Annotated in this window: 15 protein-coding genes; 5 read left to right on the forward strand and 10 right to left on the reverse strand. The window is 70.4% G+C overall.

Going from position 1 to position 19,983, the window contains the following annotated elements; translation table 11 throughout:
- Positions 1–57 precede the first annotated feature (57 nt).
- The gene (gene ntrB, locus ABWV53_RS10155; RefSeq protein ID WP_353365462.1) at positions 58–1,011 is read left to right on the forward strand and encodes a nitrate ABC transporter permease; all 954 of its coding nucleotides are present in this window, start codon (positions 58–60) and stop codon (positions 1,009–1,011) included.
- Positions 1,012–1,118: 107 nt separating this feature from the next.
- Positions 1,119–1,931, forward strand: a complete 813-nt coding sequence (locus ABWV53_RS10160) for an ABC transporter ATP-binding protein (RefSeq protein WP_353365464.1) — start codon at positions 1,119–1,121, stop codon at positions 1,929–1,931.
- An 848-nt stretch (positions 1,932–2,779) separates the two neighbouring features.
- On the opposite strand, the gene ABWV53_RS10165 is transcribed toward ABWV53_RS10160, so the two are convergent.
- From ABWV53_RS10165 to baeS, 10 genes are all read right to left on the reverse strand, one after another.
- A complete protein-coding gene (locus ABWV53_RS10165) occupies positions 2,780–3,145 on the reverse strand; it encodes a response regulator (RefSeq protein ID WP_353365466.1) in 366 nt (121 codons plus the stop codon).
- A gap of 73 nt (positions 3,146–3,218) precedes the next feature.
- Positions 3,219–4,253: a chemotaxis protein CheX gene (locus ABWV53_RS10170; protein WP_353365468.1), complete on the reverse strand. Its 1,035-nt coding sequence runs from the start codon at positions 4,251–4,253 to the stop codon at positions 3,219–3,221.
- A gap of 184 nt (positions 4,254–4,437) precedes the next feature.
- Complete coding sequence (locus tag ABWV53_RS10175) at positions 4,438–5,046, reverse strand: hypothetical protein (RefSeq protein WP_353365470.1); 609 nt, start codon at positions 5,044–5,046, stop codon at positions 4,438–4,440.
- Positions 5,043–5,798: a methyl-accepting chemotaxis protein gene (locus tag ABWV53_RS10180; RefSeq protein ID WP_353365472.1), complete on the reverse strand. Its 756-nt coding sequence runs from the start codon at positions 5,796–5,798 to the stop codon at positions 5,043–5,045. Before ABWV53_RS10180 ends, ABWV53_RS10175 begins: the two co-directional genes overlap by 4 nt.
- On the reverse strand, positions 5,798–8,149 hold the full coding sequence (locus tag ABWV53_RS10185; protein WP_353365474.1) for an ATP-binding protein: 2,352 nt from the start codon (positions 8,147–8,149) through the stop codon (positions 5,798–5,800). The genes ABWV53_RS10180 and ABWV53_RS10185 overlap by 1 nt, the downstream gene beginning before the upstream one ends.
- 561 nt (positions 8,150–8,710) lie before the next feature.
- The gene (locus ABWV53_RS10190) at positions 8,711–9,151 is read right to left on the reverse strand and encodes a CBS domain-containing protein (protein ID WP_353365476.1); all 441 of its coding nucleotides are present in this window, start codon (positions 9,149–9,151) and stop codon (positions 8,711–8,713) included.
- A 102-nt stretch (positions 9,152–9,253) separates the two neighbouring features.
- Positions 9,254–9,898, reverse strand: coding sequence for a DUF937 domain-containing protein (locus ABWV53_RS10195; protein ID WP_353365478.1), 645 nt, complete (start codon positions 9,896–9,898; stop codon positions 9,254–9,256).
- 533 nt (positions 9,899–10,431) lie between these two features.
- Positions 10,432–11,343 (reverse strand): glutaminase, encoded by a 912-nt coding sequence (locus tag ABWV53_RS10200; protein ID WP_353365480.1) that lies wholly within the window; start codon positions 11,341–11,343, stop codon positions 10,432–10,434.
- 35 nt (positions 11,344–11,378) lie between these two features.
- Positions 11,379–12,131 carry a response regulator gene (locus ABWV53_RS10205; protein WP_353365482.1) on the reverse strand — a complete coding sequence of 251 codons (753 nt, stop codon included), beginning with the start codon at positions 12,129–12,131 and terminating at the stop codon, positions 11,379–11,381.
- Positions 12,128–13,582: a sensor histidine kinase efflux regulator BaeS gene (gene baeS / locus ABWV53_RS10210; protein WP_353365484.1), complete on the reverse strand. Its 1,455-nt coding sequence runs from the start codon at positions 13,580–13,582 to the stop codon at positions 12,128–12,130. Before baeS ends, ABWV53_RS10205 begins: the two co-directional genes overlap by 4 nt.
- Before the next feature lie 252 nt (positions 13,583–13,834).
- Between baeS and ABWV53_RS10215 the strand changes: the two genes are divergently transcribed.
- From ABWV53_RS10215 to ABWV53_RS10225, 3 genes are read left to right on the forward strand one after another with little or no spacing between them, the layout of a single operon-like run.
- Positions 13,835–15,178 (forward strand): efflux RND transporter periplasmic adaptor subunit, encoded by a 1,344-nt coding sequence (locus tag ABWV53_RS10215; RefSeq protein ID WP_502903864.1) that lies wholly within the window; start codon positions 13,835–13,837, stop codon positions 15,176–15,178.
- A 15-nt stretch (positions 15,179–15,193) separates the two neighbouring features.
- Positions 15,194–18,382, forward strand: a complete 3,189-nt coding sequence (locus tag ABWV53_RS10220) for an efflux RND transporter permease subunit (protein ID WP_353365486.1) — start codon at positions 15,194–15,196, stop codon at positions 18,380–18,382.
- Entirely contained in the window at positions 18,379–19,965 is a 1,587-nt protein-coding gene (locus tag ABWV53_RS10225) for a TolC family protein (RefSeq protein WP_353365488.1), read from the forward strand. Before ABWV53_RS10220 ends, ABWV53_RS10225 begins: the two co-directional genes overlap by 4 nt.
- Positions 19,966–19,983 lie beyond the last annotated feature (18 nt).

A 19,983-nucleotide genomic window follows, 5' to 3' on the forward strand; every position in this document is an offset into this window, starting at 1 on the left:
CGCCTCGCATCCGTTCCCTTTCGCGAACCCCACCCACCGCACGCTGGAGCACACACCATGGTCAGTGCCGTCTTTCACTCCCCGCTGGATTCCTCGTCGCCGCCCGCCGGCCACGCAGCGCCATCCAACGCTATCAAAACAGTAGCTGATGGCGCAGCATCCGCCAGCGCTACAAGCCAGAACGGCTCGAAAACCGGGGCCGCCGCGCCCCGGCGCGACTGGGCCGCGCTGTCGCGCAGCTTCTGGATGGCGGTGCTGCCGCCCGCCTGCGGGCTGGGCCTGCTGATCGGCCTCTGGGCGGTCGTCTCGGCCACCACCGGCCAGAGCATTCCCGGCCCGGCAGACACCTGGCAGCAGGCGGTCAGCATCTTCAGCGACCCGTTCTACCGCAACGGGCCCAACGACCAGGGCGTGGGCTGGAACGTGCTCGCGTCGCTGGAGCGGGTGGCCATCGGCTTCGGCCTGGCGGCGGTGGTCGGCATTCCGGCCGGCTTCATCATCGGGCGCTTCACCTTCCTCTCGCGCATGTTCAACCCGCTCATCAGCCTGCTGCGGCCCGTGTCGCCGCTGGCCTGGCTGCCCATCGGGCTGCTGGTCTTCAAGGGCGCCAACCCGGCCGCCATCTGGACCATCTTCATCTGCTCCATCTGGCCGATGATCATCAACACCGCCGTCGGCGTGCAGCGCGTGCCGCAGGACTACATGAACGTGGCCCGCGTGCTGAACCTCTCCGAATGGAAGATCGCCACCACGATCCTCTTTCCCTCCGTGCTGCCCTACATGCTGACCGGCGTGCGCCTGGCCGTGGGCACGGCCTGGCTGGTGATCGTGGCCGCCGAAATGCTGACCGGCGGCGTCGGCATCGGCTTCTGGGTGTGGGACGAGTGGAACAACCTGAACGTCAAGAACATCCTGATCGCGATCTTCGTGATCGGCATCGTCGGGCTGCTGCTCGAATACGCACTCGTCAAGCTGGCAACCGCCTTCACGTTCGAAGAGGTCAAGAGCTGACCACCCCTGAGCCGCGCCTGCGGCGCGTCACCCCCTCCAAGGGGGCACCACCAGTGGCCCGGCAAAGCCGGTCCCATGGTGGTCCTCGCTAGAACCAGGAGCTTTTCATGCATACCTCTCTCTCCACCAAGTTCATCGAAGTCCAGGGCGTCGATCAGACCTTCAAGACCGCCAAGGGCTTGTTCCCCGCGCTGCGCGGCATCGACCTGACGATCGCCAAGGGCGAATTCGTCGCGCTGATCGGCCACTCGGGCTGCGGCAAGAGCACGCTGCTGAACCTCATCGCGGGCCTGACCACGCCCACATCGGGCGCCCTGCTCTGCGCCAACAAGGAGATCAAGGGCCCGGGCCCGGAGCGCGCCGTCGTCTTCCAGAACCACTCGCTGCTGCCGTGGCTCACGTGTTTCGACAACGTCTACCTGGCGGTGGAACGCGTCTTCGGCCGCACCGAGCCCAAGACCCGCCTGCGCGAGCGCACCGACGCCGCGCTGGCGCTGGTGGGCCTGACGCATGCCGCGCAAAAGCGCCCGGGCGAGATCTCCGGCGGCATGAAGCAGCGCGTGGGCATCGCCCGGGCGCTGTCGATGGAGCCGCAGGTGCTGCTCATGGACGAGCCCTTCGGCGCGCTGGACGCGCTGACCCGCGCCAAGCTGCAGGACGAGCTGCTGGAGATCGTGGCCCGCACGCAGAGCACGGTGGTGATGGTGACCCACGACGTGGACGAAGCCGTGCTGCTGTCCGACAAGATCGTGATGATGACCAACGGGCCGGCGGCGACCATCGGCGAGGTGCTGGAGGTGAACATTCCCCGCCCCCGCAGCCGGGTCGAACTGGCCGAGGATGCGGTGTACCTGCAATGCCGCAAGGCGGTGATCGACTTTTTGTACACGCGGCAGGGGCACGTCGAGAAGGCGGCTTGAGCTGCCGGGCTTGTCGAGGCCTTGTCAGGGGCGGTGCTGGCGCTTGCTGAGCGGTTGATTCCCGGGGCCGGGGCGCGCTGCCGAGGGCGGTGCTGGTACGTGTGGGGTGGTTGATTCCCGGAGCCGGGATTTCGCCCCGGCGGGCGAGTAACTTTCTTTCGTCTCGCCGAAAGAAAGTTACCAAAGAAAGGGCGACCCTGCTGTGCGTGTCCCTTCGCTTCGCTACGGGCAACCGCGATGCTCGGTCGGCGGGTGCTGCCGCAGAACTCACTGCGCGCACTGCGTGCGCTCCGTTCAGACAGCTGCGGCAAGTCAGTGCACGAAGTGCGTGTGTCCTTCGGCACACGCACGCACCCGCCGCCCTGCGCTTCTCGGCACGCACAGAAGGGAGTGGGGAGCCACTCGGGCCATCGCTGCGCTCGGCCCCCAACGCGCGCGCTGCGCGCTGCGCTCCAGGCCGAGCGCAGCGATGGCCCGGATCGGGCTGTCCCACCCCTGCTGGCTGCGCCTGCGGCGGGGCGCTTGCGGGGTGCGCATGCGTGCCGAAGGACACGCATGCTTCAAGCTCTGACTCGCCGCGGCTGTTTGAACGGAGCGCGCCAGCGCGAAGTGAGTTCTGCGGCGGCACCCCGCAAGCGCCCCGCCGCAGGTCCGCCCCGTAGCGCCAGCGAAGGGGTCGCAGACTGGGGGTCGCCCTTTCTTTGCTTACTTTCTTTCGGCGAAACGAAAGAAAGTGAGTGCGCCGCCGGGCGCACATCCCGGCCCCGGAAAGCAACCCCACAGCAAGCGCCCAGCACCGCCCCGCCGCACCGCGCCCGAGCGTCGACGAACCCAGCCCGAACACTCAGTCAAACCGCCAACTTCTGAAACGACCCCAGCACCGCAGCCCCATTGAACGGCTTCACAATCCACCCCTTCACCCCCGCCGCCTTCCCCCGCTCCTTCATCGCCGGCGAACTCTCCGTCGTCAGCATCACGACGTGGACCTTGTGGTTCCCCAGCTCGCTGCGCACCCGCTCCACCATGGTCAGCCCATCCATGTTGGGCATGTTCACATCGCACACCACGAGCTTGATGCCGCCGTCCTGCCTGAGCTTGGCCAGGCCATCGTGGCCATCGACGGCCAGTGCCACCTGGAAGCCGTTGCTGCCCAGAAAGTTGCCCACCTCGTTGCGCACTGTGCTCGAATCGTCGACGACAAGAACGTTGGCCATGAAAAGACTCCTCTAAAAGACAAAAACAAAAACAAAAACAAACAAAGAAAGAAAGAAAAAAGCGGCAGCCCGCTCAGAACAGTTCCAGCTCGCCCGATTCGACGAATCCGCTCAGCAGTGCCTCGCTCTCGCGGTACAGCTCCGGCGCCCAGCTCAGGCTGAAGGCGAACCGCTGATAGATGGTGATGGCGGTCGCCTCGGGATCGTCTGGCGCCCAGACGTGGCACTTGAAGCACAGTTGCGGGCTCTCGGTGCCGAAGCTGATGTAGCGGTGCAGGTGGTTGACGATGATGGGCACCTGCACGCCGAAGGAGCTGCTCGCGCCTTCGGTGCCGAAGCGGTTGCGGAACGCGCCCCAGATCAGGTTGGTCAGCTCGCCCAGGATGGCGTTGAGGTTGCGGAAGTCCTCGCCCTCCTCTGACGAGAACGCGGTGCGGCCGGCGTCCACCACGCGGCGCAGCGAGGCGACATCCGTCTGCAGCGTCATGAAGCCGCGGCACCACGGCGTTTCCATGGGAATGAGCGTGAACAGCTCGCCGTGGATCAGCCGGTCGCGCACCACGTAGGGCGGGTCCAGCCGCACCTGCATGCCCCTGAACTGGCTGGCCAGCGCGGCCTGCGTCATCTCGCCGAGCGTGCGGACCAACGACATCGGATAAACGCGGTCGAAGATCTTGCGGTCCACCTCGGTCTTCAGGGCGTCGATCCCATCCAGTGTGTAGCCCACCACCGAGGCGTCGCGCGGCATGGCGTGGGCGTCGGTGCCCGCCTGGGCCTCGGGCACGCCGTCCGTGCGCACGAAGATCGGCAGCTCGGGGCGCAGCCAGGCGATGTCACGGGCGAGCGCCAGGCCGTCGCTCAAGGCGCCCTGCAGCTGCGCGCCCACGAAGACGGCCCCCAGGTCGATGCGCGAGCGCAGCACCGCGGGCACGTTGAGGGGATGGACCTTGTGGCCCTGCAGGCCGTGGGCGTCGCAGAAGGCGCGGATGCGGGCGAGCGCATCGCCGTCGGTCTCGATGACCAATACCTTGCTGACCAGTGCGGCAGGCTCGGGCGGCGCGGAGACATCGGATGGGGCCGGTTCGATCACGGGTGCGGTGGTTTCCATGGGTGGTTGTCCGTTCGGCATCGGAGGGAGAAAAAAGGGGTGCGTGTGAAAGAGAGAGAAGACGAAAGGCGCAGGCGAGGCCGGGAGCACGCCGGGCACACAGCCAGCCGCGTTCCCCCTCCCCTTGGCCCTACGCGCCCCCGACCGCCTTCCGGCACGCGGTCAGGCGCCGCCGGCCCGCCGGCTAGAACATCTCCATCTCGCCCGACTCCACCGCCGCTTGCACGGGCGAGCCGCTCCAGTGGAAGTCCAGCGGCAGATAGGCCCGCGCGCACAGCGAGGCATGGAGCGCGAGGCCCGGCCGTACCTGAACGCGGAAGTGGCGCAGGTGCTCGGCTCCGTCTCGCACGAAGTGCGGCAGGCAGCGCGCATCGAGGATCTGCGGCGTCGACAGCCCCAGGAAGGACTGGAACTCGCCCAGGTCGCGGTTGATGGAGCCGCAGCACAGGTTGCCGATCTCGCAGATCACGTCGATGAACTGCTGCTCGTTGATCGGCCCGCCCTCCTCGCCGATGCCGCTGCGCTCTGTGGCCCAGGCCAGCAGGGCGTCGGTGCAGGCGAAGTGCAGCGCCGTGTTCAGCCGGAACGGAAACGATGCGATCGACAGCACCGCCATGTGCGTGGCGACGCCCGGCGGCACGGTATCGACCACGTCGATGGCCGCGCCGACGTCGCCGCCGGCCAGGCTTTGCCGCAGGCCCGACACCATCATGCCGTCCAGGCTGTCGCAGGCGCGCTGGCTGAGCAGGCGCGGCATGGCGAAGCCGGAGTTGTTGCCCGCCGGGGCCGTCATGCCGCCGCCTCCAGCGCGGCCTGGATGCGCCCGTTGGTCATCTGCAGTCCCATGGCGGCGTTGACGACCATCTTGCCCCCGGCCTGCATGTCCTGGAAGGTGGTGGTGGCGATCAGGTCGTTGGCATAGAGGCTGTCCCGGTACTCGCGCGACAGCGCCTCGGCGCGCGCCGAGAGTTCGCGCATCTCGCCCGCCACCACGTTGAAGCCGCGCCCCTGCGCGCCGGCGCGGGCCGCCTCGATGGAGGCATTCAACGCCACGATCACCATCTGCCGCACGATGCGGGCGAACTCGTCGTTCTTGTCGTGCATGGTTCGGTTGTGCTGCACCAGCGCGCTCATGTCGGCGTGCCAGCGCTCGAAGGTCTTGCCGATGCCCTGCAGTTCCTGCAACGACCGACCCTGGGTGTGGATGTGCTGCAACGCGGGCGCCGCCTGTGCGCGCAGCGCCTCCTGCGCCTGCAGCGCGCTGCTCTGCTGGTGCGCATCCCACGCCGCGGCGGCGCCCTGCCAGTGTTCGCGCTCTTCGTTCCAGCCGGCCTGCGCCCGGTCCAGGTCGGCCTGCGCGCAAGCGCTCTCGCGCAGCGCCGATTCGAGCGCCGAGGCCAGGCGGCCCGCTTCCTCGGCATGCACCGCCGCGGCCCGCCGCGCACGCGTGCGTGCGATGCGCCACGCCAGCAGGGTCGCCATGGCGGCGCCCAGAACGAAGCCGGCCCCCAGGGCGAAGTACATCCCGGTCCATCCGCCGTCCATCACGCGGCCTCCCCCAGGGCGCCCCGGTGGCCCTGGACACTGACCGTCCAGTGCAGCGGCAGGCGGATGACGGTCGCGAACGGCGTGGCGTACACCGGGGCGTCCGGCTCGACCACCACCGTGACCTGCCCGTGCAACGCTTCGATGAAGGCCTTGACCGCGTCCATGCCGACCCCGCGGCCCGACACGGTGGTCACCTCGGCAGCGGTCGAAAAGCCCGGCGCGAAGATCATCTGTGCCAGGGCGTCGGCACTGGGGGCGTCGTCCGGCCCGAGCAGCCCCTGGGCGAGCGCCTTGTCGTGGATGCGCGCCAGATCGAGTCCCCGCCCGTCGTCCTGCAGCCGCACGACCACCTCGCCGCCCTCCACGCAGGTCTGCGCGGTGATGCGGCCGCGCGCGGCCTTGCCCTTGGCGGCACGCTCGGGCGGCGGCTCGATGCCGTGGTCCATGGCGTTGCGCAGCAGGTGCACGAAGGCATCGCGCAGCACCTCGCCCGCCTCGGCGCGCACCAGCACGCGTGCGCCGGTGCATTCCGCATGGGGCGCGTCCTTGCCCAGGTCGCGGGCCAGTTCGGGCAGCGCCGCGGACACGGCGCCGAAGATCTCGTCGATGCGGGCCGCACCCGGATGCGCCAGCGCGTGGGCGACCTGTTCCAGGCGCAGGCGGTGTTCCTGCGGCCAGTCGCCCTGCCGCAGCACGGCCCCGAGGGTGTCGCACAGGCCCTCCACCCGCTCCCGGGTCATGCGCACCGCGTCGTCGCTGCCGCCGCCCGCCGCCGCGCCCCGTCCCAGGGTCTCGTCGTTCAACCGCACGTAGCCCTGCAGCGCCTGCTCGACGGCGCCGATGTCGGCCGCCAGCGCGGCCTCGTCCCAGCCGCAAAGGTCGTCCCGCAGGGCGGCGTAGCGCTGCTCGGCCGCGTGCGCTGCGTCGGCCACGCCCGGCAGGCCGTAGGTACGGGCATTGCCTTTGATGGTGTGCATGCCCCGGAACAGGGCGGCCACGGCGCCGGCACGGTCCTGCGGCAGCGCCGCCACCAGGGCGCGGCCTTCGCGCAGCAGAGCGGAGGCGGACTGCGCGAACGCCCGGAACTTCTCGGGCGGCACGGCCAGCAGTTCGCCCACCATGGCCAGCTCCTGCCGGCGGGCCTGGGCGTCGCGCGCCAGCTCGCGCAGTTCGGTCACGTCGCGCAGGCTGACCAGCAGGCGCTCCACCGTGCCGCTGGCGGCGGTGATGGGCGACCAGTCCAGCTCGATCGTCTTGCGCCGCCCGCCGTCGCACACCAGGCACAGCTCCCGCGGCAGCAGGTGCGCGTTGAAGGCGAAGTTCATCTCGTCCTCGCCGAGGCAGGCGTCGATGGCGGCCTCGGCCTGGGCGCGCGCATCGGCGCTGCCCTCGCAGCGGTCGATCAGCACCTCGTCCAGCGTGCGGCCGGCCAGGTCCTGCCGCTCCAGCAGGGTGGACAGGTGCGCCGAATACTCGGGGTGGATGCGCCGGCCTGCCTCCAGCGTCAGGATGCCCTGCGGGAGCGTCTGCAGCATCGCCTGGATGTCGGCCGTCTTCTGGCGCACCAGCTCGGAGCTCTCCTCGATGCGTGCGACCATCGCATTGAAGGCGGTGAGCGAGCGGCCGATCTCGTCCATGCGCGCCACCGGCACGCGGTGGGAAAAGTCCTGGCTGCTGGCGATCTCGGTCATCTTCTGCTGCATCTCGCCGATCGGGCGCACGATCTGGCGGTAGAGCATCCAACCCGCCGCGCCCAGTCCGATGACGCTCACGCCCGCCACCAGCAGCAGCATGCCGGTGGTGCGCTCCATCTGTGCGTTCAAGGCGCCGATGGCTTCGTCCTTGCTGCGGCGGCGCTCCACCTGCACCGCCTCGATCACCTGGCCCTGCTCGCGCAGGTACTGGTCCACGGTGGCAGCCATGTAGGCCTCGGCGGCTTCCTGCTGGCCGGCCAGCTTGAACCGGGCCGTGTCGTCGATGGCGGCGAAGTAGTTGTCGAGGCTCATCTCGGCCTCCTTGATGAGGCCGCGCTGGGCGTCGCTGTCGGCGCTGCGGCGCTGAGCATCGAGCGCATTGCGCAACGCCGTCTTGCGCTCGGCCACCTGCTGGTGCATGGCCTCGGCCGTGGCGCGGTCGGGCGCACCGACCATGTTCAGCGCGGCGATCTGCACATCCTTGAGCTGGCCCATCAGCTCGACCGAATAGATCGCGCTGGGCACCACGCCCTCGGTCACCCGCTTGACCTGCAGGGCACCTTGGGCAGACTGATAAAGCGCGAATCCGCCAATGGCACACAGCGCAGCCAGCGCCAGCGCGATGAGCAGGGCAATGCGGGAACGAACGGTCATAGGGTCACTCACGGAAGGTCAACAGATGCCGGAAGTGTCGATTCGGCGCGTGACATGCCGATTACAACTTGTGACATCTGGCGGGCGCCATGATCTGGAAGCGCTCCTGACGAAGGGAGTGCTACTCACAATCAGTGCGTGAGGTCGGCGAGGTGCCGGAGGCGAACATTCCCCGCCCCGCAGCCGGGGCGAACTGGCCGGGGATGCGGTGTACTCGCCGCCGCGGTGGGCCATGGCGCTGCTTTCCTGCCAGCTGCCGTTCAGGCAGGTGCGTGGCAGGTGGGGATGGTGACGTTGACCGTCTGGCGGAATTGGCCCAGGGCGGGCACGCCATCCGCGTGGTGACGTGCAGGTCGTGGGTGCCCTGTGAGCCCATGTGCACAGGCTGCCGGGCTTATCGAAGAATCCAATCCGTCAATCCCGCCAGGTCTAAGAAGCAGGCCCCGGACTGGCGAGATGGAGAGGCTTCTCGGCGCCGGGCGCCCGCCAGCGCCCCCCGGCCGGTCACCACGCTGTGAATGCCTGCAGGTGGCAGAGATCCAATGGCCCGCGCCCCCCGGCTCACGCCCGCCCGGTGATGTACTGCTCCATCTGCTCGATGATGAATTGCTGCTCGGACATGATCTGCTTGACCAGGTCGCCGATGGAGACGATGCCCGCGAGTTCGCCCGCTTCATCGACCACGGGCAGGTGGCGCAGCCGGTTTTCGGTCATCACGGCCATGCAGTGCTCGGTGCTCTGCGATGGCCGCACGAAGCGCACGGCGCTGGTCATCACGTCGCGCACGCTGGTGTCGCCCGAGGTGCGGCCCTGCAGCGCGACCTTGCGGGCGTAGTCGCGCTCGGTGAAGATGCCGGCGATGCGGCCGCCCTCCATCACCAGCAGCGCCCCGATGCCCTGCCGCGCCATCAGCTGCAGGGCGTGCAGCACCGAATCGGTGGGCGCCACGGTATGAACCTGGGTGGTGCTCTTGGAGCCGAGAATGTCTGCGACGGTCGTCATGGGGCGCCTCCTTCGGGTGGTGGACGAAAACAGCAACGATGGCGCCCCCAGTGTCTGCCCAACCGGGGCGCGCTGGCAACCCTGGCGCGGCGTGGCGGGGCTTCAGCGGCGCCCGCCGAGCAGGCTGCCCCCCACCTTGAGCAGGTCGCCCAGGTCGAGCTTGCCGTCGCCGTTCTGGTCGAGCAGGCTGCCCAGCAGGCCGCCGCCCAGCCCGCCCTGCTGCTGGGCCTGCACACGTTCGCGGCCCAGCGTGTCGCCCAGGGCCCCGGCATCCATTCCGCCCGACGCCACGCGCTGCGCCAGGAACGACATGACGATGGGCGCCAGCAGTTGCAGCAGCTGGCCGGCGTTCGCGCCCAGGCCGGTGGCCTGGCCCAGACCCGCTTCGGCCTGGCGTTGCTGCCCGCCGAAGATGTGGCCCAGGATGTCGGCGCCGGCCGAGGCCTGGGCCCCCGCACCGCCGCTGCCGCCGCCACCACCCAGCATCGAACCCAGCAGCCCGCCCAGGTCCAGGCCGCCCGCGGCGGCCGGCGCATGGTCGCGCTGCAATGCGCCGAAGATGGCCTGGGCGCCGCCGGGCTGCTCGGCGTTGCGGCCGAGCGCGCCCAGCAGCAGGGGCAGCGCCGCGCCCACGGCGCTTTGCGTCTGCGCGGTGTCGGTGCCCAGTTGCCGGGCGATCTGCTGCAGGGGCGCGCCTTGCAGTTGCGCGAAGAGTTGATCTGCCAGGGAGGTGGTGGAGCTGTTCATCGGTCGTCCTTCAATCAAGAAACAGGGGCCCGGCCCGGATGGGCGTGGCAGGGCATGTTAGAACGTGCTTACGATCTCGCAGGGGATCGCGTTGGAGCGCAATCGGGATGAGTGGATGCTGCGGATGCGCCGCATGGGCTCATGCCCATGCAAGCAGCCGGAGCCTCCAATCGCCCGATTTCGCTCCAACCCGAAGGGCAGCGGTGTGGGCGGCGGTCTGCGGCGTTGCGGCGCTTGTGGATAGCCGTGCTATCCACTGCGCACCGCGCCTTGCAGCCCACCCGCCCACACCGCTGCGCGACCCCTGGGAGATCGTCAACACGTTCTGAAGTGGCGCGGTGGGGCGCGACGCAGGCTGGGGGTATGGGGCCCCGGTCACACAGATTTGTTGACATTTCAACCGGCGCAGCCAATTTGCTATCATATATATAGCTTAATGCGCTTATTCCGTAAGCGCTGGAGGCGGTTTTCATGCCCATTTTGGGGCTGTGAACCGGGCGGGCTGCGGCGTGCGTGGCCGCCAGCCGGCGCCGTCAGAACACCGACAACCCGGTCTTGGCCACGAACAGCTCCAGCGCCCGCATGCCCAGCTCCGAATTGCCGCTCTCGTCCAGCGCGGGCGACCACACGCACAGGGTGAGCTCGTCCGGCAGGATGGCGACCACGCCGCCGCCCACGCCGCTCTTGCAGGGCAGCCCCACGCGGAAGGCGAACTCGCCCGCCGCGTCGTAGGTGCCGCAGGTCAGCATGAGCGCGTTGATGCGGCGCGCCTGCCGGTCGGCGACCACCGGCTCGCCATGCAGCGGGTGCAGGCCGTTGCAGCACAGGTACGCGGCGGCGCGGGCGAGCTGCACGCAGTTCATGCGGATGGCGCACTGGTGGAAGTAGGCGTCGAGCACCTGCGCCACCGGGTTGTCGATCTTGCCGAAGCTTTTCATGAAATGCGCCAGCGCCAGGTTGCGGTGGCCGTTCTCGGCCTCCGAATCGGCCACCTCGGGGTCGATGGCGACGGGTTCGCCGCACAGGCTCTGCAGGAATTCGAGGATCATCCCCGGCGCGTCGCCCAGGCTCACCAGCCGGTCGGCCACGGCGATGGCGCCGGCGTTGATGAACGGATTGCGCGGCATGCCTTCCTCCAGCTCGAGCTGGATCAGCGAATTGAATGCCGTGCCCGAGGGCTCGCGGCCGACGCGCTTCCACAACTCCTCGCCCAGCGCCTTCATGGCCAGCGTGAGCGAAAAGACCTTGGACAGGCTCTGGATGGAGAACATCTCGGTGCTGTCCCCGCTGGCCGCTTCACGCCCGTCGCAGGTGCGCAGGGCGATGCCCAGGCGCTCGGCCGGCACCCGGCCGAGGGCGGGGATGTAGTCGGCCACCTTGCCGGCCTGGCCCAGTTCGGGCCGCAGTTCGGTGTTGATCTCGTCGAGGACGTGCTGGAAGTTCATGCGGCCACTCTCGCACGCCCCGGCGGCGGGCGGTGTCAGAGATCGAGCCGGAATCCGACCCCGTACACGGCGCGGATGGGGTCGCAGACAGGGTCGATCTGCGCGAGCTTGCGGCGCAGGTTCTTGACGTGGCTGTCCACCGCCCGGTCGGTCACGGCGCGGTGGTCGTGGTGCAGCCGGGTCAGCAGCACGTCGCGCGAGAACACGTGGCCGGGCGCCGAGGCGAGCGTGCGCAGCAGCCGGAATTCGACCGGCGTCAAATCGAGCAGTGCGCCCTGGAAGTAGGCGCGGTAGCTCTCCACGTCCACCCGCAGCACCGGCCCGGGCGGGGCGGCCGATGCGGTGCCCGCCCCGGCGACGGGCGCGGCGAGGGGTGCGGCAACAGGCACGGCGATCCGGCTGCGCCGCAGGATGGCCTTGATGCGGGCGACGATCTCGCGGGGGCTGAATGGGGTCTTGCAGATGTAGTCGTCGGCCCCGCATTCCAGGCCGGCCAGCCGGTCGGCCTCTTCCACGCGGGCCGTGAGCATGACGACCGGTACGTCGCTGAAGGTGCGCAGCTCGCGGCACACCTCCAGGCCGTCGCGGCCGGGCAGCATCAGGTCCAGCAGCACCAGGTCGGGCTGGTGTTCGCGCACGTAGGGCACGGCGTCGCGGCCGTCGTGCCGCCACTCGGCGCGGTGGCCGGCGGCGCGCAGGTAGTCCATGACCAGCGCGGCCATCTTGGGCTCGTCCTCCACGATGAGGATGTGCGCCGGTGCGGCGGGGGTGGTGGTCACGGGCGTCATGCGGAGTCCTCTGCCTGGCCCGGGCCGCCTGGCGCGCCGGCCTCCGCCGGCAGCCGCAGCGTGACGCACAGGCCGCCCAGCGGCGACTCGCCCGCCTCGATGCGGCCGTGGTGCGCCTCGGCGATGCGCCGGCAGATGGCCAGGCCCAGGCCGGCGCCGCCGCTGGCCCGGCTGCGGGATGCCTCGACGCGGTAGAAGCGGTCGAAGAGCCGCGGCAGGTGCTGCGCCGCCACGCCCGGCGCCGAGTCGCTGAAGGCGACGCGGACCCAGCCGCCCGCCTCGCATGCGGCCTCGATGCGCAGCGTGCCGCCCGCGTCGGTGTAGCGCGCCGCGTTCTCCAGCAGGTTGCCGAACAGCTGGTGCAGGCGGCGGGCGTCGCCTGCCACCACCAGCGCCTCGGCGGCCAGCCGCATCTCCAGCGCCACGCCCGCGCCGGCCAGCCGCGCCCGGTAGGCGGTGGCGCTGGCCTGCAGCAGCTCGGCCAGGTCCAGCGGCGTGTGCCGGTACGTCATGGCGCCGGCCTCGGCCAGCGACAGGTCGTAGAGGTCGCTGACCAGCTTGTTCAGCGTGGCCACCTCGGCCTGCAGCGACTGCACCGATGCGCGGGTGAGCGGGCGCACGCCGTCCTCCATCGCCTCCAGCTCGCCGTGCAGCACGCCCAGCGGGGTGCGCAGCTCGTGCGAGATGTCGGCCATGAAGTCGCGCCGCATCTGCTCGTTGCGCTCCAGCGTCAGCGCCAGCCGGTTGAAGTCCGACGCCAGCTGGCCGACCTCGTCTCGCGACTGCACCGGCACGCGGGTGGCGTAGTCGCCCGCCGCCAGGCGGTGGGTGGCGGCGGCCACGGCGCGCAGCGGGCGCAGCAGCGTGCGCGCCGCCCAGAGGGCGATCAGCGCGGCCAGCACCACCGAGACGGCGCCCATGGTCCAGCTGGCGCGGTACTGGCTGGCGGCGAAGCGCACGTCGCCGGCGGCGCTCACGCTCTCGAAGGGCGCGGTGGTCACCCAGCCCACCGTGCGGCCCTGCACGGCGAGCGGCCAGCGCGGCGCATCGGGGTGGAAGTCGGCATAGCCCACGACGAACCGCATGTCGGCGTCGAGCAAGGTGGTGCGCAGCGCGGCGCCCGTGAGGTCCGAAAGGGGCGGCGTGGCGGGGCCCGCGGCCGGGGGCGCGTCGGGGTCGGCCACGGGGCGCAGCAGCTTGAACCAGCGCGAGCGCTCGCCGTGCAGGAAGTCCCAGCTGCCGCCCTCGGCCACGTAGGCCTGCACGATGCGCGGGCGGGCGGCCTCCAGCCGCTCGCCGGCCGACTGGTTCAGGTAGCCCAGGAAGCCCCGGCTGAAGCTCCACTGCGCGGCCGCGCCCATGGCGATCACCACGAAAACCGCCGTGGACAGCACGGCCAGGAACAGCCGGGCGGTGATGCCGGGCTGGAAGCGACGCCAGGAGAAGGTCACGGGCAGGGGCGGGTGGTTGGGCAATAGTGCAAGGGCGGGGGCGAGGGCATGCGAAGCGCGGGCCGAACGGCCGCAGCGCCAGCGCCGGTGCAGCCGGCCGGGCGCCCCCGGCCAGGCTGCGCCCGGCCTGATTACATCACCCACCCGCTTCGGGCGGCGGACTGTCCCAGCGCGGCGTGGGCGCTTCAACCTTTCTCCCACATTGGCCGGCAAAATGCGCCCACCCTCCCCGTCCCGGACCGTGCCCGCCCGATGACTCTGCCTTCCCGCCTTCGCTCCGACACGCGCCCAGCGCCATCCGCCTTGCTCGCTCCCCACCCTGCCGCCACGCTTTTGGCGCCGCCGCGCTGGCGGCGGGCCACCGCCACGCTGCTGGCGGCGGGCGCCCTGCTGGGCCTGGCGGCATGCTCCGACAAGGCGGCGCAAAAGCCCGCCCCGCGCGTGCCGGTGCAGGTGGGCGTGGTCACCCTGAAGCCCGAACGCCAGACCGTCACCACCGAGCTGCCGGGCCGCACCACGGCCTTCCTCAGCGCCGAGATCCGGCCGCAGGTGGGCGGCATCGTGCAAAAGCGCCTCTTTACCGAAGGCGCCCAGGTCAAGGCCGGCCAGGTGCTCTACCAGCTGGACGCCTCGCCCTTCGAGGTGGCGCTGGGCAGCGCCCAGGCTGCGCAGGCCAAGGCCCGCTCGGCCGTCACCACGGCGCAGAACAACGCCCGCCGCAATGCCGAGCTGGTGAAGATCGACGCCATCAGCCGCCAGGTGTACGACGACAGCCAGGCGCTGCTGGCGCAGGCCCAGTCCGACCTGGCCGTGGCCACCGCCGCCGTGGAGAACGCCCGGATCAACGTGGGCTACACGCGCATCAAGGCGCCCATCAGCGGGCGCACGACCACCTCCACCGTCACGCCGGGCGCGCTGGTCACGGCCAACCAGACCGCCGCGCTCACCACCATCTCGCAGATCGACCCGCTCTATGTGGACGTGACCCAGTCCACCACCGAGGTGCTGCGCCTGAAGCGCGAGATGGCGCAGGGCCGGTTCCAGAAGATGGACGGGGGCGACGCGCGCATCACCGTGCTGCTGGAAGACGGCAGCCCCTACCCGCACCCGGGCCGGCTGCAGTTCAGCGGCGTGAACGTGAACCCGACCACCGGCGCCATCACGCTGCGCGCCGTCATTCCCAACCCGGACGGGCTGCTGATGCCCGGCATGTACGTGCGCGCCGTGCTGCAGGCCGGCGTGAACGAGCAGGCGCTGCTGGTGCCCCAGCAGGGCGTGACGCGCGACGCGGCGGGCAATGCCAGCGTGCTGCTGGTGGGGGCCGAGAACAAGGTCGAGCGCCGCCGCATCCAGGTGGGCGACGCGGTGGGCAACCGCTGGCTGGCCACGGGTGGCATCCAGGCGGGCGAGCGCGTGGTGGTCGACGGCCTGCAGCGGGTGAAGGCGGGCGACACCGTGCAGCCGGTGGAAGTCCAGGCGCAGGCGCAGGGCCAGCCGCCCGCCCGGCCGCAGGGCCAGGGCGCCGCGCCCGCGGCCCCCGCCTCGTCCGCACCGGCCGCCGCGGCCGCGCCCGCCAGTTCGGCCGCGGCGCGCTGACCGCAGGACGCGCCCATGGCACAGTTCTTCATCAACCGGCCCATCTTCGCGTGGGTGATCGCCATCGTCATCATGCTGGCGGGGGCCATGTCCATCCGCCAGCTGCCGCTGGAGCAGTACCCCGACATCGCGCCGCCGCGCGTCTCGATCAGCGCCACCTACACGGGCGCATCCGCCAAGACGGTGGAGGAATCGGTCACGCAGGTGATCGAGCAGCAGCTCAAGGGGCTGGACAACCTGATCTACATGGGCTCGACCAGCGATGCGTCGGGCGGCTCGCGCACCACGCTCACCTTCAACGCCGGCACCAACATCGACGTGGCCCAGGTGCAGGTGCAGAACAAGCTGCAGCAGGCCATGTCGCGCCTGCCGCCGGCCGTGCAGAGCCGGGGCGTCACCGTCACCAAGGGCGGCAACGACTACCTGATGATCGTCACCTTCACCTCGCCCGACCCGTCGGTCACGCAGGTGGACATCGGCGACTACATCTCCAGCAGCCTGGTGGACGTGGTGAGCCGCATCGACGGGGTGGGCGACGTGGCCACGCTGGGCACGCCCTACGCCATGCGGGTGTGGATGGACCCGGCCAAGCTGGAGAAATTCGCGCTCATGCCCTCCGACGTGGGCAACGCCATCAACGCGCAAAACGCGCAGGTGTCGGCCGGCCAGCTGGGCGCCCTGCCTGCGGTGGGCCAGCAGCAGCTCAACGCCACCATCACCGCGCGCAGCAAGCTGCAGACGCGCGAGCAGTTCGAGGACATCGTGCTCAAGGTGGCGACCGACGGCGCGGTGGTGCGCCTGAAGGACGTGGCCCGCATCGAGCTGGGCGCGGAAAACCTCACCATCACCTCGCGCCTCAACGGCCAACCCGGCGCGGGCATGGGCGTGGTGCTGGCCGACGGCGCCAACGCCATGGCCGTGGCCGAGGCGGTGAACGCCAAGATTGCCGAGCTGCAGCCGTTCTTTCCGTACCAGCTCAAGCCCTTCACCAGCTACGACACCACGCCGTTCGTGAAGGCCTCGATCGAGGAGGTGGTCAAGGCGCTGGTCGAGGCCATGATCCTCGTGGTGCTGGTGATGTACCTCTTCTTGCAGAACTTCCGCGCCACGCTGATCCCGGCCATCGCCGTGCCGGTGGTGCTGCTGGGCACCTTCGGCGTGCTGGCCGCGGCCGGCTATTCGATCAATACGCTGACCATGTTCGCCATGGTGCTGGCCATCGGCCTGCTGGTGGACGACGCCATCGTGGTGGTGGAGAACGTCGAGCGGGTGATGAGCGAGGAAGGCCTGCCGCCCAAGGAAGCCACGCGCAAGTCGATGGCCGAGATCACGCCCGCGCTGGTGGGCATCGCGCTCACGCTGTCGGCCGTGTTCATTCCGATGGCGTTCTTCGGCGGCTCCACGGGCGTGATCTACCGGCAGTTCTCCATCACCATCGTGTCGGCGATGGTGTTCTCGGTGCTGGTGGCGCTCACGCTCACGCCGGCGCTCTGCGCCACGCTGCTCAAACCCATCGAAAAGGGTTCGCACAGCCCGCACGGCGCCGCGCCCCGGCGCGGGCCGCTGGGCTGGGTGGACCGGTTCTTCAACGGCTTCAACGGCCGCTTCGACCGCACGGCCGACGGCTACCAGCGCGGCGTGGGCCGCATCGTGCGGCGCGGCGGCCGCATGATGATCGTCTATGCGCTCATCGTGGGCGGCATGGCCGTGCTGTTCATGCGCCTGCCCACCGCCTTCCTGCCCAATGAAGACCAGGGCGCCGTGCAGGTGCAGATCACGCTGCCGGCCGGCTCGTCGAACACCCGGCTGCAGGCGGTGATGGGAGAGGTGCAGAAGTACTTCGCCGCGCAGCCGGACGTGGTGAGCTTCAACTCCATCACCGGCTCCAACGGCGACCAGAGCTCGGCGCGCGGCTTCGTGCGGCTGAAGGACTGGAGCGAGCGCCCGCTCGCGTCGCAGAGCGCCGACGCCATCGCCCGCAAGGCGACGGCCGACCTGCGGGCGATCCGCGATGCGCGCATCTTCGTCATATTGCCGCCGGCCGTGCGCGGCCTGGGGGCCAATGCGGGCTTCAACTTCCAGCTGAAGGACATCAACAGCGTGGGCCACGAGGCGCTGGTGGCCGCGCGCGACAAGGTGCTGCAGCTGGCCGGGCAGCGGCCCGAGCTGTCGAACGTGCGCAGCAACAACCCGGACGACACCTCGCAGCTGGGCGTGACCATCGACGACGCCAAGGCGGGCGCGCTGGGCCTGGCCACCGGCGACATCAACAGCACGCTGTCGAGCGCCATCGGCGGCACCTACGTGAACGACTTCCTGAACAAGGGCCGCGTCAAACGCGTCTACATGCAGGGCGACGCGCCCTACCGCATGCTGCCGCAGGACATCGCGCCCTGGACGGTGCGCAACAACCAGGGCCAGATGGTGCCGTTCTCGGCCTTCTCCAGCACGTACTGGACCTACGGCTCGCCGCAGCTGCAGCGCTACAACGGCAGCCCCAGCTACGAGTTCGTGGGCGACGCGGCCACGGGCGTGAGCTCCGGCGCCGCGATGGACGCGGTGGACCAGGTGATGAAGGAGCTGCCCGCCGGCATCGGCTACGAGTGGACGGGCGCCTCCTACCAGGAGCGGCTCTCGGGTTCGCAGGCGCCGCTGCTCTATGCCGTGTCCATCCTGTTCGTGTTCCTCTGCCTGGCCGCCCTTTATGAGAGCTGGTCGGTGCCGTTCTCGGTGATCCTGGTGGTGCCGCTGGGCATCGTCGGCGCGCTGCTGGGTATCGGCATCCGGGGTTTGTCCAACGACGTCTATTTCCAGGTCGGGCTGCTCACCACGGTGGGGCTGGCGTCGAAGAACGCCATCCTGATCGTGGAGTTCGCCACGCAGCTGCAGGCGGCCGGCAAGAGCATCATCGACGCCACGCTGGAGGCCGTGCGCCTGCGGCTGCGGCCCATCCTGATGACGTCGCTCGCCTTCGGCTTCGGCGTGCTGCCTCTGGCGATCGGCACCGGCGCGGGCGCCGGCGGCCGCCAGGCCATCGGCACCGCCGTGCTGGGCGGCATGATCTCGGCCACGGTGCTGGGCATCTTCTTCGTGCCGGTGTTCTTCGTGCTGATCCGCAGCTTCTTCACCCAGCGCAAGGCACCGCCACCACCGCCGGCGTCCGGCCCGGCCGTGGACGCGCCCGCACCGGGAGCCGCCGCATGACCGCCGCCCTGTTGTCCTTCCCCACCCGCGGTGCCGGCGCCGTCTCGGCAGCCATCGCCGTGCTGCTGGCCGGCTGCGTGAACCTGGCGCCCTCCTACCAGACACCGGCCCTGCCGGTGCCCCCGACCCTGGCCGATGCGCCCCGGCCGGCCGTGGGCACGGCGGCCGTCAACGACCCCGGCGCCGTGCCGCTGGGGCAGGATGCCGGCCCGATGGACTGGCGCGCCTTCGTGCAGGAGCCGCGCCTGGCCGACGTGATCGCGCTGTCGCTCGCCAACAACCGCGACCTGCGGGTGGCGTTGCTGGCCATCGAACGGGCGCGGGCGCAGTACGGCATCCAGCAGGCGGGCCTGCTGCCGCAGGTCAACGCCACGGCGGGCGGCAGCCGCAGCCGCACGGCGGACGACCTGACCACCGCCGGCCGCTCCAACACGAACGAGCAGTACAGCGCGCAACTGGGCTTTGCCAGCTACGAAATCGACTTCTTCGGCCGGGTGCGCAACCTGAACGATGCGGCGCTGCAGGAATTTTTGCGCACCGCCGAGAGCCGCCGCAGCGTGGAACTGAGCCTGATCGCCGACGTGGCCAATGCCTGGCTCACGCTGGACGCCGACGCCCGGCGTCTGCGCCTGGCCCGGGAGACGCTGCGCACACGCCAGCAGTCGCTGGACGTGACCCGCCAGGCGCACGCGCTGGGCGGCGTCTCGGGCCTGACGCTGGCGCAGACCCAGACCACCGTCGATTCGGCCCGTGTGGACGTGGCGACCTACGCCGCCCAGGTGGCGCGCGACCGCAACGTGCTGGCCCTGCTGGCGGGCGCGCCCGTGCCGCAAGCGCTGCTGCCGGACAGCGTGGCGGCGGCCGAAGGCACCGAGCCCGCGCCCGCAGCGACGGCCACCGGATCGCCCGGCGACACGCTGCGCACCACCAGCAGCGCGCCGCTGGCCCCGCCGCCCCCACCGGCCACAGCCCTGTTGGCGGTGCCCGCCGACCTGCCCGCCACCGTGCTGCTGCGCCGCCCCGACGTGCAGGCCGCCGAATATGCGCTGCGCGGCAGCTACGCCAGCATCGGTGCGGCGCGGGCGGCGTTCTTCCCGTCGATCACGCTCACCGGCTCGGTCGGCACCGCCAGCAATGCGTTGTCGGGCCTGTTCGACGGGGGCAACCGCACCTGGAGCTTCGCGCCGCAGATCCGCCTGCCGATCTTCACCGCCGGCCTGAACCAGGCCAACCTGCAGGTGGCGCAGGTGGTGCGTGACACCGCCATCGCGCAGTACGACAAGTCCATCCAGACGGCCTTCCGCGAAGTGGCCGACGCGCTGGCCGACCGCGCCACGCTGCAGGAGCGCATCGCCGCGCAGGCCTCGCTGGTCGACGCGACGCAGCGGGCGCTCGACCTGTCGGTGGGCCGCTTCCGCCTGGGTGCAGACAGCTACCTGGCGGTGCTGGACGCGCAGCGCACGCTCTACGCCGCGCAGCAGACGCAGATTTCGCTGCAGCTGGCCGAGCAGGCCAACCGCATCACGCTCTACAAGGCGGTGGGCGGCGGCTGGGCCGGCGGGCCGGCTCCGGCGCCCGACTAAAAGCGCCCATAGCGCGAC

This window comes from Acidovorax sp. FG27, from assembly GCF_040365715.1.
Lineage (GTDB): Bacteria > Pseudomonadota > Gammaproteobacteria > Burkholderiales > Burkholderiaceae_C > Paracidovorax.